Annotated in this window: 8 protein-coding genes, 1 tRNA gene and 1 pseudogene; 3 read left to right on the forward strand and 7 right to left on the reverse strand. The window is 74.5% G+C overall.

Annotated features, from left to right (window positions below; genetic code table 11):
* Positions 1-7: 7 nt before the first annotated feature.
* The 3 genes from SCWH03_RS00785 to SCWH03_RS00795 are packed head-to-tail and all read right to left on the reverse strand — an operon-like array spanning position 8 to position 4079.
* Entirely contained in the window at positions 8-1342 is a 1335-nt protein-coding gene (locus tag SCWH03_RS00785) for an AAA domain-containing protein (protein ID WP_173261343.1), read from the reverse strand.
* Positions 1343-1350: 8 nt separating this feature from the next.
* Positions 1351-2937 carry a hypothetical protein gene (locus tag SCWH03_RS00790; RefSeq protein WP_173260557.1) on the reverse strand — a complete coding sequence of 529 codons (1587 nt, stop codon included), beginning with the start codon at positions 2935-2937 and terminating at the stop codon, positions 1351-1353.
* Entirely contained in the window at positions 2928-4079 is a 1152-nt protein-coding gene (locus SCWH03_RS00795; RefSeq protein WP_173260559.1) for a hypothetical protein, read from the reverse strand. Before SCWH03_RS00795 ends, SCWH03_RS00790 begins: the two co-directional genes overlap by 10 nt.
* 292 nt (positions 4080-4371) lie before the next feature.
* On the opposite strand from SCWH03_RS00795, the gene SCWH03_RS00800 reads away from it, so the two are divergent.
* Positions 4372-4992, forward strand: a complete 621-nt coding sequence (locus SCWH03_RS00800) for a histidine phosphatase family protein (RefSeq protein WP_173260561.1) — start codon at positions 4372-4374, stop codon at positions 4990-4992.
* 7 nt (positions 4993-4999) lie between these two features.
* Here SCWH03_RS00800 and SCWH03_RS00805 read toward each other — a convergent pair whose 3' ends face one another.
* On the reverse strand, positions 5000-6502 hold the full coding sequence (locus tag SCWH03_RS00805) for an NsdA family TPR-like regulatory protein (protein WP_173260563.1): 1503 nt from the start codon (positions 6500-6502) through the stop codon (positions 5000-5002).
* A gap of 274 nt (positions 6503-6776) precedes the next feature.
* On the opposite strand from SCWH03_RS00805, the gene SCWH03_RS00810 reads away from it, so the two are divergent.
* Entirely contained in the window at positions 6777-7259 is a 483-nt protein-coding gene (locus SCWH03_RS00810; protein ID WP_173261345.1) for a hypothetical protein, read from the forward strand.
* Between the two features lie 224 nt (positions 7260-7483).
* Positions 7484-8350: a spermidine synthase gene (locus SCWH03_RS00815; RefSeq protein WP_173260564.1), complete on the forward strand. Its 867-nt coding sequence runs from the start codon at positions 7484-7486 to the stop codon at positions 8348-8350.
* Between the two features lie 173 nt (positions 8351-8523).
* Here the strand turns inward: SCWH03_RS00815 and SCWH03_RS00820 are convergent.
* The 3 genes and pseudogenes from SCWH03_RS00820 to SCWH03_RS00830 form a co-directional block, all read right to left on the reverse strand.
* Positions 8524-8596: transfer RNA gene (locus SCWH03_RS00820), tRNA-His, on the reverse strand.
* Between the two features lie 700 nt (positions 8597-9296).
* Complete coding sequence (gene orn / locus SCWH03_RS00825) at positions 9297-9902, reverse strand: oligoribonuclease (protein ID WP_173260566.1); 606 nt, start codon at positions 9900-9902, stop codon at positions 9297-9299.
* A 10-nt stretch (positions 9903-9912) separates the two neighbouring features.
* Positions 9913-11110 (reverse strand): annotated as a pseudogene (locus tag SCWH03_RS00830) (helix-turn-helix domain-containing protein).
* Positions 11111-12549 lie beyond the last annotated feature (1439 nt).

Here is a 12549-nt window from a genome sequence, read left to right on the forward strand (position 1 = left end):
TCGCAGCTCAGGGACGCCAGGACACACGGTGCTCCAGCAGGTGAAGGTATGTGGTGAACATTGCATCCCACCCGTCCGGGAACTTCACCGCCACCCCGAGCTGCACCGGCTCCGTGGACGGGTGCCCGTCCAGCAGTTCGGCGACACCCGCCCGGCACACCACGATGCAGGCGTGGCGATGCCGGGAGGCCAGCACGCAGAGGCGTCCCGTCTCCAGGTGGAAGGCCGTCGCGTCCGGGCGTCCCGACAGGGGGTGCAGCACGACCGTGACGTCGAACTCCCTGCCCTGGAGCCGGTTGGCGGTGTCCACCGCCACGCCCGTCACGCCCCGCTCCGCGAGCGCCGAACGCACCGCGGCGGCCTGGTCGCGGTGGGCCGTGCCGACGGCGACCCGGTCCGCGGTCAGCGGCACCGGGTCCGGGGAACGCTCGGATACCGACGCCCCTCCGCGGTCCAGCACACGCTGGACCACCCGTGCCACGGCCCGCACCGCCTCCGGGTCCGTGCGCGGGGTGTGCCGGGCGGGGAGTTCCAGCAGACCCCAGCCGGACTCGGCCGCCTCGTCCAGCACCCGGTCGGCTCCCGAGCCGTCCGACGCGACCCCGAACGTCAGCCGCCGGTCTTCCGCGCCCGTGCCGCTGCGAAAGGGCGTGTACGGGTAGAACGCGGCGGAGACCAGGGGCGCTGCCGACGCCGGCAGCCGCCAGGAGACGGGCAGCCGGTGCTGCGGCAGCTCCGGATTGTGGGCGAGCAGCGTGGACACCGCACTTGCCGACGGGTCGTACGACAGCCCCGCCCACTGCTCGGCCCCGACCACGGAGAACGGGTCGAGCTGACCCGGGTCGCCGACGAACAGCGCCCGCTCGAACAGCCCGGCCACGGCGAGCAGCGCGTCCGAGCGCATCTGGTACGCCTCGTCCACGATGGCGTGCCGCCAGGGTTCCACGCCCTGGACGTGCGCCCACTTCGCGGCTGTCGAGATCACCACGTCCAGCCCGGCGAGGTCGCCGGCCTTCGCCGACTTCCGCACCGCGGGGAGTTCGTCGAGCGCGCTGTCGTACGGGTCCGGGTCGTTGCTGTGCAGCCGGCCGACCGGCAGCCCCGGCTCCTTCTCCGCCAGCCGCACCACCAGATCGTCCACCTGTGCGTTGGTCTGCGCCACGATCATCAACGGGCGCCCGGCCGCAGCGAGTTCCAGCGCCGCGCGCACCACGAGCGTGGACTTTCCCGCGCCCGGGGGCGAGTCCACGACGACACCGCGCGCGTCCCCGGTGAGGGTGTCCTCCAGGATGGCGGCGGTGGCGCGGGCGGCCTCCGCGCCGGGGTCGAACAGCGGGATCACGGTCCCGGTCACAGCAGGTCCTCCGGGGTCACGGCGTCGGGGCTCTCGGCGTCGGTACGCGGCGGACCGCCGTGCGTCCACGGCGTGTCCTCGGGCTCGGGCAGCTTCGGCCCGCCGCGCTGGTCGTGTTCGAACAGGGTCCAGGCGACGGACTCGCCCACGTCCGGCACGGATCCCTCCGCCGGGTCCCTGGACCGGCCCATCCGGTCGAGCAGCCGCAGGACCAAAGCGCCGTCCTCCTCGTACCGCACGAACTCGGCGGACTGCGGTCGGCCCGCCAGCGACCGGTAGGCCTTCACCCCGGAGCCCAGATGCGGGGTGTCCTGCGTGCGCAGCGTCAGCAGCGGCCGGGGCGAGGGCCGTTTCGACTCCGACCAGGCCATCGTGACGTCGGCGACCACGCCGACGAACGCCTCGCCCGCCAGCCGCCGCCCCGCCAGCACCAGCGGATCGTCGAGGGCCTCCTGCGCATCGAGCTGCGCCTGGGCGGTCTCGCGCGCGGCGAGCTTCCGCGCGGCGGTCACCGCGTCGTCCCGGCGCGGCTGCGGGGGCTCACCGGCCCGCACCCGGTCGCGGTGCCCCGTGAACGACCAGCGGTCACGCTTCCACCGGTCGGCGACGTGAGGGCCCTCGGGCAGCTCCAGCAGCAGGTCGACGCCGTCCCACACCGCGTCCCACGTGGGGCGCAGCACTCCCTCGAGCAGCGAGCGGATCTCCCGCTCGGCCGAGGTGAGCCGGGCCAGCTGCTCGTCGGCCGCTGCTCCGTCCGCGGCTGCCGCGAGCGCCTGGCGGGCCCGGTCGTATCTCTCCATCACGGGCGCGAGGAGCCCGTTGTCGAAGGCCGGGTCCGTGGCGGGCCCGGCGGGCGGGCACACCAACTGGCCCTCGCGGTCGCGCTCCGTCTCCGCCCGGAGTGCCGCCTCGGCGCCGGATCCGCCCTCCGGCGGGGCGATCCAGGCAAGCAGCGCACCCAGATGCCGGTCCTCCAGACGGGACTGCCCGGTGGCCCAGTGCCGGCCCAGCAGATCCGTCATCGCGAGCAGCAGCGAGGAGCCCGGCACCCTCGCCCGCTCCCCGTAGTGCGTCAGCCAGCGCCCGAGCAGCGGCACGCGCGGGGGCGCGGGATAGGGCGTGCCGGGGTCCTGCTCCGCGGTCCGCCGGAACCGCATCGACCGGCCGAGCAGGCGCACGAAGTCGATGCCGGGCCCACTGGGCACGATCAGCTGGGGGGCGTCCGCGCAGAGCTCCACCTCGACCTTGACGCGTTTGCCGGTCTCCGGGTCCGTCTCGCCGCGCTCGGCGGGCTCCACGCCGTCGGCGTATCCGTCGAGGTAGGGAAGCAGCACCTCCGCCAGTTCGGAGAGGAAGGCGAACCGCAGGTCACGGTCCCGGGGCTGGGCGACGGCGAGCAGCTGCGGCGCGTCCCGGCCGGTGCCCACGAGCGCCCCGAGCGGGGCGCCCGCCTCACCGGCGGTGGTGAGGGGGACGAACACCATCGGACGCGGGGAGAGATGCCGGTGCCGCACGGTGGCCAGCGGCCGTGCCCGCCCGCTCTCGACCGCCTCCAGCCGGGCGAGCGCCCCGATCAGCGACATCCCGGCCCCCTCACGGCGTCGTCCGTCGCCCTCCCGCCCAGCGCCTCCGCGCGGAGGCGCGCCGCACGGCGCAGCGCCACCACCGCCGGGTCGTCCGGATCGCCGGATTCACCGCGGGCCGCCGACAGGACCCCGGCGATCGTGCTCAGCCCGCCCAGTTCGCCCCGCACCGCTCGGCCCAGGGCCTCGACCGCGCCGGTGGAACGGGCCCGCTCGCGGCAGTGGAAGGCGAGCTCACAGGCGGACAGGCACTCCGGGGCGTAGGCGGAGGGGACCGAGTCGACCGCCGACGCCAGCTCGTCCGACGAGCGGGACTCCATGTCGAAGTCGAGCCCGTCCGGCAGCGCCGAGGCGATCTCCCCGACCCGGGTCAGCCGCGCCAGCTGCCGCCGGGTGACGGAGAGTTGCCTGCGCACGTCGACGGCCGACGCGGTCGGCAGGTTCGAGAAGTCCTTGGGGCAGACCAGCAGGACGGAGTGGTCCACCGACGCGCCCTTCGTCACCGCAGCGATGTGCTCCAGCGCCAGTACGTACACCGCGGCCTGGCGGGCGGCCGCACCGGCCTTGGACGGGTCTGCGGAGCCGTCGAGCATCGGGAAGGACTTGATCTCGACGACCGTCCACCGGCCGCCGGGGTGCACGACGACCGCGTCCGGCTCGAGGTACACGGGTGATCCCGCGACCTGAAGCGCCAGCATCGGATGGTCCAGCAGCGTCCACGCCCCGGCTTGTGTGGCCTCGCGCAGGGCCAGTGCGGTGCGCGCCGCCCGCCCTTCCGGGCCGGCCGCCGCCAGATCGGGGACGAGCGCCGCCTGCGGATCGGCCACTCCGAGCAGCCTCAGCAGCGCTGCACCGCCCTCGGCCTTGACTCTCGCCTCGAAGGCGTTGCCCCGCATGAAGGCGAACTGGGACTGGCCGAAGACGGCGGGCGAACCCAGTGCCCGGGCGAGCGCCGCCTTGTCCACTCCCGCGCCGTCCAGCAGCGCACGCCGCCTGCACCCGGGGTTCGCGGCAAGGGCGGCCAGCGCCCGCGCGTCGAGCGGACGCGGTGCGGTGGACGGCCCGCGCAGCGCGGCCAGACGCCGCCGGAGTGCGGTCGCCTGCGCCTGCGGGGGAGGTCCGCTGTCGAGGGATGTGCTCACCCGCGGAAGTCTTGCATCCGCCACCGACACCGGGGGCGCGGTCGCCCAGATCGGGGGTGCGGCTCTCCGGCCTCAGGGTGCGGACTCCGTGCGCGGAGGCCGGGCCCCCGCGGGCCCGGCGGACCCGCAGCCCCCACGGGTGCTCCCGGGGCCGGGCCCCGGGAGGAAGCGGACGGGCGCCTCGGGCCGCCCCGCGGCGCACCGGCCGCATATCGCCACCACCGGGGAATCGGGCCGCCCCGGAGGGCGAGACCGCCGGGCGCATACCGCGACCGGCGGTGATGATGGAGTCATGGCACCGCGCATACTGCTGGGCCGGCACGGCCAGACCGAATGGTCTCTGCTCGGCCGGCACACCGGCCGGACGGACATCCCGCTGCTCGACGAGGGCCGCCGCGGAGCGGAACTCCTCGGGGAGCGGCTGCACAGGCGTCCCTGGGACGGCCTCCCGGGCGCCGAGGTGCGTACCAGTCCGCTCTCACGCGCGCGCGAGACCTGCGACCTCGCCGGATTCGGCGACCGGGCGCGGGACTGGGACGCGTTGACGGAATGGGACTACGGAGCGTACGAGGGCAGGACGCGGGCGGAGATCCAGGAGACGGATCCCGACTGGTTCATCTGGCGGGACGGCGTCCCCGTCGGGGTGCCGGGCGCACCCTCGCGCGGGGAGACGCTGGCCGAACTCTCCCGGCGCGCCGACGGGATCGTGGAGTACGTGCGCTCGGCCGACCGCGACGTGCTGGCCTTCGCGCACGGCCACATCCTGCGCGTCCTGTGCGCGCGTTGGATCGGTGAGGACGTCTCCTTCGCGGCCCGCATCAAGCTGAGCCCGGCCAGTCTCTCCGTACTCGGCTGGGCCTACGGTGCCCCGGCGGTCGAGCGCTGGAACGACACCGGGCATCTCGGCACCTGAACCGCCCTCAGACCCGCAGCGGCGCCGCTGCGGCCATATGGCGGTCCAGGAACGCCGCCACACCGGCCGCGCTCCGGCGCGGTCCGAGCACCCGCGCCGTGTCGGCGAGCATCGCCCGGATGCGGGTGGACTCGACATCGCCCTCCAGGGCGTCGAGCACCCGCTCGCCCATCGCGGCCGCCTCGGCGGGGGCGTCGGCGCGGGCGAGGTCCGCGGCGAGCTGAGCCCGGTAGAGCGCGAGGTTGCGGGCGAAGTGCGGGTCCTGGAGCACCGCGGCCCGCTGCGCGTGGCGGGCGGCGCGAGCCCAGTCGCCGAGCGCGGACCAGCACTGCGCCTCCAGCACCTGGAGTTCCGGCTCGCCGAAGAAGGACATCCACTCCGGGTCCGAGTCCGAAGGGCCCCGGCCGAAGAGCGTATGGGCGCGCGACAGCGCGCGCTCGCAGCCGGCGCGGTCGCCCAGACCGGCCCAGGCGCCCGCCTCACGCAGGGAGAGCAGGCTCAGCAGCCGGTCCGAACCGAGCTGCCCCGACGCGCGCTGCCCCGCCTGGGCGGCGCGCACCGCTTCCCGGTGCCGGCCGGCGTCCCGGGCGAGGAAGGAGGTGTTGCAGAAGGCGTGCGCCTCCAGTGCCGCGTCGCCGGCGAGGCGTGCGGTCGCCAGTGCCTCGGCGTAGTGGGAGCGGGCGTCCTGCAGCCGGCCCGAGTCATGGGCGAGCCAGCCGACGGAGATGGCGAGTTCGCCCGCGCCCGCGGCCAGCCGCTCGGCGGTCGAGCCGCGGGTGGTGGCACCGGCGTCCAGCAGTGCGAAGGCGGCGCGGAGCGGCTGCGCGGCCCGCCGGTAGAGTCCGTCGGCGCCGTGCCGGTCGTCGAGTAGCCGGATCTGCCGCACCGCGGCCTCCACGGCACTCACCTCAGAGGTGCCGATCCGCTGCCGGGGCAGGCCGGAAAGCAGGGCTTCGGCGCCGGGCAGGGGCCCGAACCCCAGGGAGGCGGCCGCCGCGGTGGCGGTTCCGCCGGTGATGAACGCGCGACGCAGCACGTCGCTCTCCTCGTCGCTGTAGGTGCTGAATGTGCTGTTGGGTCTGAAGGTGCTGAAGGTGCTGAAGGCGCTGTTGGTGCTGTTGGTGCTGCAGAAGCTGAAGGTGCTGCCAGAGCCGTGAGCACCCTGGGCGCCGGTGCCGCCGGTGCCGCCGGTGCCTTCAGTGGTGCTGTACGGCTCCGTGGCCCGTGGCGTCCGCCCGCGGGCCGCGCGGCCCCGTACCGCCTCGCGGGCGGAGAACCCGAGATCCGCCAGCGTCAGGCCGGGGAACATATGGCCGAAGACCCGCTCGTACGCATAGTTGGGACAGCGGATCTCACCCGCCTCGACCCGGCCGACGTAACGTGCGTCACAGGCCACCTGTTCGCCGATCTCCCGCGCCGCGCGACGGACCAGCGCGGCGAACTCGCCGGGCGAGCGCTGTCCCCGCAGCTGCCGGAACCTGAGGTTGGGAACTGCCCGTGACGACGCCATGGCCGAGCCCTCTCCTGTGCCACTCCCGGAGCCCTCCCGAGTCGTTCCGGACGCGGGACGCCTGGCTCCGGCGGAGGAAGAACGTACCTGCTGTGACGGGGCCACCATGCAGCGTTTGACTATAAAAGGGACATCTCGCCCGCAATCTGCCATGAACTGCCACCCTTTGCGGCGGCGTGCCGCCGTAGCCCTTGACGCCGGCCTGCGTTGAACCACCCGGGGACGCGGCGCGCGCCCCTGCTCGGCGAGGAGGGTTCCCTTGTTGGAGGTCGGCATGGAGACCAGCGGTGGCTCACGGACGAGTGCCCAGCACCTGCCCACCCAGGATCACAGCCTGGCACCCGGCCCGGACGTACCGGGACCCGGGGGGCCGGAGGGGCCCTGCGATCTGGTGACGGTGCCCGCCCGGCAGGGCCTTGAGGCGGTGGACATCCTGCGCCGCGGCGGCGCCCCCGTCGTCGGCCCCGTGCTCCACGACGGCAGTGGGGACACCCTCGGCTTCCTGGTGCCGCCCGGTACGGCCGCGGGCTGGGACATGCCGGGGAGTGCGTGCACGGAGACGTCGGGCCGTGGCATCCGGATCCCCCGTGCCTCCGCGGAGGGACCGGTGGAACCTGCCGCGGGGCTCTCGCCGGCGGGCCCCGACTGGCTGCTGCCCCCCGGTGACACGGGCCAGGTGCCGCTCACCGACCCGGTGATACTCCGCGAGGCCCTGGGCGAGGCGGCCCGCATGATCGAGGCCGCGGACAGTATCTAGTGCCGCGTCGGGCGGGGTCTGCCCGTCAGCAGCGGCGCGGCGTGCGCTGCGCTGCGCTGCGGTGCACGGCAAGGCGCCGGATCGGCCTCGCAGCGGGCCCACTCGGCCGATTCGGCCGGGGCCGGACCCCACGCGGGCGGGCGCAAGACCGCGGCCGTCCGCCCCGCGGGCATCCGCCGCACCGTGTGTACGCGGCCGCCCCGGCGCCCGCCGATAATGAGCGGGTGGCGAGAAACAGGCAGCGCGGTCGGTCCGGGGCGGCGGAAGGGGTGGTCGAGGCCGTGGACGGTGGGCTCGCCGAGCTGATCCCCGACCGCGATCGGCCCCGCGGCTGGACCCTGCTGATCGACGGGGCCCCGCAGTCCCACGTGGACCTGGACGACCCGGCCCTGCTGACCTTCGAGTACCAGCGCCGCCTCGGTCACGTCGCCGACACCGCCGCACCCGCGGGCCGGCCGTTGCGCGCCGTCCACCTCGGTGGTGGCGCGTTCACCCTCGCGCGGTACCTCGCGGCGACCCGTCCGCGCTCCACCCAGCAGATCGTCGAGGTGGACGGACGCCTCGTAGCGCTCGTCCGGGACCGGCTGCCGCTCGACCCGGGTGCCCGGATACGGGTCCGCTCCGTCGACGCCCGGACCGGGCTCGGCAGGCTTCCCGACGGCTGGGCCGATCTCGTCGTCGCCGATGTCTTCAGCGGTGCGCGCACCCCCGCGCACCTCACCAGCACCGAGTTCCTGGCGGAGGTGCGCCGGGTGCTGAAGCCCGGCGGGACCTACGCCGCCAATCTCGCGGACGGCCACCCGCTCGCCCATCTGCGCGGGCAGATCGCCACGGCCGCGACCGTGTTCCCCGAGCTCGCCCTCGTCGCCGACCCGGCCGTACTGCGCGGCCGCCGCTTCGGCAACGCCGTGCTGGCGGGCTCGGATCGGCCCCTGCCCGTGGCGGAACTGACCCGCCGGGTGGCGGGCGACCCGCACGCCGGACGGGTCGAGTACGGCAGGGCGCTCACGGACTTCGCCGGCGGCGCGGCCGCCGTCACCGACGCGGCCGCCAAGCCCTCGCCGGTACCGCCGTCCTCCGTCTTCCGCTGAGTCCCCCGCTCGTGCCGGGCCTGCTGTAACCGCCGGGCTCCCGACGGCCCCCGTCGACTCCGCCGTCGCCGGTCGGAAGCGGGGCGTTCGGCCCTTGGCCGGCCGAACCAGGGCCGATCCGAAACAAGATCGGCCGGTGACCTGCTTCCCCAGGTCACCGGCCGATCGTTCAGGGTGAGTGACGGGACTCGAACCCGCGACATCCTGGACCACAACCAGGTGCTCTACCAGCTGAGCTACACCCACCGCGACCGGTCGTTCCTCCGACCGGCCGAGAAAAAGTGTACAGGGTCCGAGAGGGTGCTCGCGCCCGTGTTTCCGGCGGTTCGGCACAGGGCCCGCCGCCTGGCCTTACGGACCGCGGGGCACTCCGCCCGACGTGGGAGGTGCGGCCCGGCCGCGCCTGCTCCGTACGTCCCCCGGCGCAGCGGCGGGGAGTCGCCTGCCGCCTGCGCCGGGCCTCGGTCGGCCCGTGCGGGGGCCCGGGTGTGAGGGCGACCGGCCGCCTGCGGGCGCGTCGCGCGGCCGGGGTGCCGGGGTGCCGGGGTGCCGGGTGCAGGGGAAATGCCTGGGTGCCGGGTTCTCGCAGACGGGTGGAGGCGGTCGGCGTGCTCGCCTCAGACAGGCCGTGGACGGCTCGCCGCGTACCGGGGTGCCGCCTACCAGGCGTGGGCGTGGGCGTGCCGGACGTCCGGAACCGGGCCGCGGGGGATTCCACCCGGATGCCGTCCCGGTGCCTTGTGGGCCCGGCCGACGATGCCGCCGACGAGGAGGCGCCCCGGCGTGGCGCGCCGGGATGCGGCCGGGACCGGTGGGACATCGCAGGAACGGGTGCAGGCATACATACCCCCCACCTGCCCCGGTCCGGGGGCTGGATCACACGGCCCCGGTCCGGACCCCCGGGCCCGTGCGGGGCGTCGGCCGACGCCCCGCAGCCCTGCGCGGGTCACTGCGGCGCGGATACCACGTGGCGCGCCGCGATCGTCTTGGCGGTGTCCGAGTCCGGGCCGGGATCCGGGACGAAGATCGCCTCTCGGTAGTAGCGCAACTCCGCGATCGATTCCCTGATGTCGGCGAGCGCCCGGTGGTTGCCGTTCTTCTCGGGACTGTTGAAGTACGCCCTCGGGTACCAGCGGCGGGCCAGCTCCTTGACCGAGGAGACATCGACGATCCGGTAATGGAGGTACTCCTCCACCCTCGGCATGTCGCGGAGCAGGAAGCCTCGGTCGGTACCGACCGAGTTCCCGCACAGCGGAGCCCTGCCCGGTTCCTTGACGTGCTCACGCACGTAGGTGAGGACCTGCTCCTCGGCGTCGGCCAGGGTGGTCCCGGCCGCGAGTTCGCCGAGGAGGCCCGAGGCGGTGTGCATCTGCCGCACCACCTCGGGCATGGTCTCCAGCGCCGAGTCCGGAGGGCGGATCACGATGTCCACCCCTTCACCGAGCACGTTCAGTTCCGAGTCGGTGACCAGCGCGGCCACCTCGATGAGTGCGTCGTCGGCCAGCGAGAGCCCGGTCATCTCGCAGTCGATCCACACCATGCGATCGTTCATGCGTCCTACCCTATGGCGCACTCCGCTGGCCGGGGAGCGCCGGGCGGCCCTGGGCGTAGGCGTCCGGGCCGGGCCTGGCCGGTTCCGGGGAACCGTGGGACGCGGCTATCGCGGCCTGAGGCCTTCTCGTGTGCCCCGGGGGCATCCGGTCGGGCATGACGGGCTGCTCGGCCGCGGACGCCACCGGCTCGCCCCCCGGGCGTCTGGCCCGGTAGGCCGCCCGGTACGCAGCCGGGGAGGAACCCAGCTGGCGGCGGAAGTGCCCGCGCAGCGCCACCGGGGAGCGGAAGCCGCAACGCCCCGCGACCTCGTCGACCGAGTAGTCGGAGGTCTCGAGCAGCCGCTGCGCCTGCAGCACCCGCTGGGTGATCAGCCACTGCAGGGGAGCGCTTCCGGTGAGTGAGCGGAACCTGCGGTCGAAGGTTCCGTCTGCTCATATACGCACGGGCCGCCAGCGTCTCCACGTCGAACTGCTCGTGGAGGTGCTCCAGTGCCCAGGCCACGACTTCGGCGAGCGGGTCGGAGCCGATCTCCTCGGGTAAAGACCTGTCGAGGTAGCGCTCCTGACCGCCGCTGCGCCGCGGTGGGACGACCAGCCGGCGGGCCAGCGCTCCGGCGGCATCGGCCCCGTGGTCCGACCGCACGATGTGCAGGCAGAGGTCGATGCCGGCCGCCGTGCCGGCGGAGGTGAGGACGTCGCCGTCGTCGACGAAGAGCTCCCGCGGGTCCACATGGACCGACGGATAGCGCTTGGCGAGCGTCGGCGCGTACATCCAGTGTGTGGTCGCCGGGCGGCTGTCCAGCAGCCCCGCGGCGGCCAGTACGAACGCCCCGGTGCACAGCCCCACGATGCGGGCGCCCTCCTCGTGGGCGCGTCGCAGGGCCTCCAGGGCCTCCGGCGGCGGTGGTGAGGTGATGGACCGCCAGGCCGGCACGACGACCGTGCCCGCTCTGCCGATCGCCTCCAGCCCGTAGGGCGCGGTGAGTTCAAGTCCCCCTGTGGTCCGCAGGGGGCCCTCCTCGCCGGCGCATACGAGCAGCCGGTAGCGAGGAACTCCGGCGTCCTGCCGGTCGATTCCGAACACCGAGAGCGGAATGGAGCTCTCGAAGATGGGACCGCCGCTGAACAGCAGCACTGCCACCACTTCCCTGCGGCGGCGCCCGGACAGCTTCCTCACAGCCTCCGGCGCGGCGGAGTCCTGACTCATGACGCTAAGCCCCCCTCGGTGTTCGCGTCTCCCCGTTCTTGTCGGGCCTGTCGCTCCTGCACGTTTCCCCTCGGTTCTGCACGAGTCCCCAGACTTCGATACTCATGATCGAATCTACTGCGTCCCGTGGTGCCGGCGTGACAAGTTCCGGAATCGGCACATTGTCGACAAGGCAACTTGGCGTAAAGCATTCGATCACGAAGCGTGGCATCCGGAGGCCGCGCAGGGAAGTGCGCGACGCGTGCATGGCCCATCCCCATGGGGTGCGCGGGGCGCACACGGCCGCTTCCTTGCAGGTGGCACGGGGGGTGACGGGCCTTTTCCCCAAGGGGGGCCCGGGGCGGTGAAGTTGGCCGAAAATGTATGGGTGTGTGCGTGCGAATCCGTCAGTCCCGGGCGGTGCGCCGTGCTCGACGGCCCCCTCCCCGGCGGCCTCCGCCCCGCCGCCCCCTCGGCCCGGCGGGGCGCGGAGGCGCCGGAGCGGACCGGCGCATCAGCTCGTTGCAGGCCCCGGTCACGGCGGCCAGGCCGGCCGCGGCCGCGATGGCGCCGCCGACGGATGCGCCGTACGCCACCAGAACGGCCGGGACGACCGCGCAGCAGAAAGTTGCCCATCGAACCATTTCGGCCGCGGCGTCGTGCGCCGGCGTGCGGGCGGAGACGGCCGCGTGCTCTTGGGGACCGTCACCGGTGCCACCCGTGGGTACGGCACGGGTGCCACCGGTGCCATACCTGTCACGGGTGTCACGGGTGTCACGGGTGCCACGGATGGCGGGCTCGGTGGGGCCGACCGGGTCGTTGCCGCTTGTGCGAGGTGCCGGCCTGCCGGGTGCGGTGGCCGCTGCCCGGTGTGCGGCAGCCGTCCGACGCGCCCTGCGGCGGCCCCGTGGGGGAGTTCGGCCCGGGGGCGGAACAAAGGTGCGGGCGGCCGAGTATGCGGGCATGGAAGCTCCTGAGGACGGGACGGGACGGGACGGGACGGGACGGGACGGGTGCGGTGGCGTGTTGGCGGTGTGGAACGGGGCGGCGGGCAGGGGGCGGAGGGGGCGCGCCCAGGCGGCGGCGAGTCCGATTCGCCCTCGGGTGGCGGGGGTTCGCCGATGCGGGTGCCTGAGACCGGCGAGGGGCCAACGAGCAGCGCGGCCGTCCGGTCACCGCCGCGGACTTCCTCCCGCGGTTCGCCGGGTCTGCGGCCGTCTCCGGTGTCCGGTCGCCCGCCCCGGCACCCCGTCGGGAACCCGCGGTGCCGGGGGTGCCGGGGGCCGCCCGGCGAAGCCCCTGCGGTGCAGGCGCCATTGCCATACGGAGCGTGCTCGTGCATGCTCCCTGGGGCGCATGTTCCCTGGCTCGCCGGGAGCGGACGCCCGAGCGCTGGGCGGGCGAGGACGGACTCCGGGCAGGCAAGGAGTGGCGCCGTACTCTTGGGGTATGGGGTCGGG

The sequence above is a fragment of the Streptomyces pacificus genome (assembly GCF_011766325.1).
GTDB classification, from domain to species: domain Bacteria; phylum Actinomycetota; class Actinomycetes; order Streptomycetales; family Streptomycetaceae; genus Streptomyces; species Streptomyces pacificus.

Bases quoted from the DNA above. Each gene is read 5' to 3' on its own strand.
- orn (WP_173260566.1), bottom strand. From the start codon at position 9,902: ATGAACGATCGCATGGTGTGGATCGACTGCGAGATGACCGGGCTCTCG.
- SCWH03_RS00800 (WP_173260561.1), top strand. From the start codon at position 4,372: ATGGCACCGCGCATACTGCTGGGCCGGCACGGCCAGACCGAATGGTCT.
- SCWH03_RS00805 (WP_173260563.1), bottom strand. From the start codon at position 6,502: ATGGCGTCGTCACGGGCAGTTCCCAACCTCAGGTTCCGGCAGCTGCGG.
- SCWH03_RS00810 (WP_173261345.1), top strand. From the start codon at position 6,777: ATGGAGACCAGCGGTGGCTCACGGACGAGTGCCCAGCACCTGCCCACC.
- SCWH03_RS00790 (WP_173260557.1), bottom strand. From the start codon at position 2,937: ATGTCGCTGATCGGGGCGCTCGCCCGGCTGGAGGCGGTCGAGAGCGGG.